Here is a 2,477-nt window from a genome sequence, read left to right on the forward strand (position 1 = left end):
CCAAAATGTTGATAACTCTCCACCACTGAATAATCAATTTGACCAACCAGTTGAATACGAAGATACTTGGCAAAATCTTTTAACTCATCACAAAGTTCGGCTAAAGCTTGAAAAAATACTTTAGGCAAACGGTCAAAACCGATTAATCCGGCGTGAGTAATTGAGAAATGTGAATCAAGAGTGTAATCAAGCTTTTTAAAATCATCTTCATCGTAGCCCCAGTAGAGCACATCAACGTTTTCAGCACCTAAGCTTTCTAAATCTTTTTTCCAACGGGGACTGGCGATGGTAATTTTACTGGCAGCTTGAAATGCTTCTTGCTCCATTTTTTGGTGCTTCTGATCAGCCCACGAAGTAAGTTTCATCAGCGGATAGTAGTCAACTTGCGTCCAGGGGTCTTGAAAATCAGCTAAAAAAGGAATCCCGGTTTTCTGATGAAGCAAGGTGGCTATTCGGGTATTGGTATGCGGGGGGCCATCAGAAAAGATAGCGTCTACTGGATTTTCTTGAACGTACTTAGTAAGAAACTTTACCGAAGGGCGAACCCATAATGATCGAGCATCAGGAATAAAGAAGTTGCCACGCACCCAAATACCCACATCGTCAATCCAACGGTGCTTACGATCTCTGACATGAACAATATTATTGAGGGACTCATCTTTTTTCCGTCCTGAGATAAGTTTAAATAGACCAAAAGGTTCAATGATGGGGTGCTTTACTACCGTAGTATTTTCATGAATATCTTTAAAGTTACTTTGATCGAGATAAGGGTACTGAGCATTTTTGGCAGTGTAGATAATAGGTTCCCAGCCGAATTGGGGGAGATATTTGGCAAATTTTAGTGATCGGTGTACCGAAATTCCACCTGCCGGCGGCCAGTAGTAACTAATGATTAGAACCCTTTTCATCTGCAAAAAAGATCGTAAATATTCTGCTGGAAAAAATTCGTTCTGGCGATGATATTCTATTTAAGTAGCGGACGTATACTGAAACCAAAAGCAGCAAGCACCACCAATAATAAAATGACAGAAGCAACTAGCGATACGGTGCTACCTACCCGGTAAGAAGTCGGGTTGAAAGAAAATTCAATAGTGTGTTGACCTGCCGGGATCACTAAGGCTCGGAAAGTATAATTTGCCCGAAGATAATCTGTTTCTTGACCGTCAATTTTTACTTCCCAACCATCGGGGTAGTATATTTCCGAAAAGACTGCGAAGCTTTCAGCGGGTACGTTGGCTTCGTATTTTAGGTAGTTAGGCTGATATTCTACTCGTTCAATTTGTCCAGTACTGTTAAATGATGTGCCTGATAGTTGAAAATCGCTGGTGTTTACTACGGCGGTTTGAGCAGGATTAATGGTTCCCAGAGTTTCAATAGCCTGATCGGCATTTTCTACTGTTTGTACCTGACTGACTAACCAAGCATTTCCGAGGGCTTGATCATTTACGAGGACTGCATTTTGAGCATCGCCTGCTTTGAAGTAGCGGGTATTGAGCATATTTAAGACCGGTAAATTTTCAAAGTTTCGCTGCCCCTGCTGCAACGTTTGAATGGCTTGACTGACCTCACTACCTAGGTGGTATTCAATTAGATCTTGGTAACGACCCAGCTTAGCACCGTGATAACCGCCCACCGAGGCATGGAAGTACGATGTAACGCCATCATTAAACGGATTCTGAAGGTTTAAAACCCTAGCTCTTGAGGCATTTTGCTGGAGGATAAAGTTATCAGCTTCTGAAGCGGTAGTGGCTGCGAAGCGATTACGTTCCCGCACGTAATCTTCTTCGGTAAGAAACCGATTGGCCACTGACCAGATATCAACAGTAGAAAGTAGTACTAATGCTGCGGCCAGGCCAATATAGCTTAACCGCTCTAGCTTGAAAAAGAACAGCGCTACTGCCGTCAGCAAGCAAAATACTAGCGAGCGCAAAGCGTCACTTCTAAGCAGGTCAGCCCGGTCTTCTTGCAGCGCATCTACGATCAAATCGCCACCTTGTTGGGCTAAATACCGGTTGTCTACCGAACCTTCAAAGCTGAACAACCCTGCCAATACGAAAAGCAGTACCAATATACTAATTGGAACTCCGGCTGCGATCAAGAACCGTTTGCGAGTTTTATCATCCCAGCCACTCCGGAGTAGAGACTCAAGGCCGATTAAGCCTAGCAATGGAATGCATAATAGCGCAATCACCATCGCCATTTCCACGGTTCTAAACTTATTGTACCCCGGCAGAATATCATACAGTAAATAATTAAACGAAGGAAAAAACTTGCCCCAAGTAAGCATAATGGAGAAAACTGTTGCAACGATAAGCCAAGTGCGATGGGGTTGAGGGGCAAATAAACAACCAATGAAGAATAGAAAAACCATAATTGCCCCCGCGTAAGTAGGACCCGCCGTACTTATTTTGCCACCCCAATATGTAGGGGCATTTTGCACGAAATTCTGAATCTGCTGGCGGTTCAAATTAGCTTGT

At 43.3% G+C, this 2,477-nt stretch carries 2 protein-coding genes; both read right to left on the reverse strand.

Annotated elements, in window-relative coordinates; genetic code table 11:
• The coding region (locus WBA23_RS24235; RefSeq protein ID WP_424584858.1) for a hypothetical protein at positions 1 to 908 on the reverse strand (908 nt) is incomplete at its 3' end.
• 56 nt (positions 909 to 964) lie between these two features.
• Positions 965 to 2,477, reverse strand: a 1,513-nt coding sequence (locus tag WBA23_RS24240) for a YfhO family protein (RefSeq protein WP_424584859.1), incomplete at its 5' end; no start/stop codon positions are given.

The sequence above is a fragment of the Tunicatimonas sp. genome (genome assembly GCF_049647865.1).
In the GTDB taxonomy this organism is placed as follows: domain Bacteria; phylum Bacteroidota; class Bacteroidia; order Cytophagales; family Cyclobacteriaceae; genus Tunicatimonas.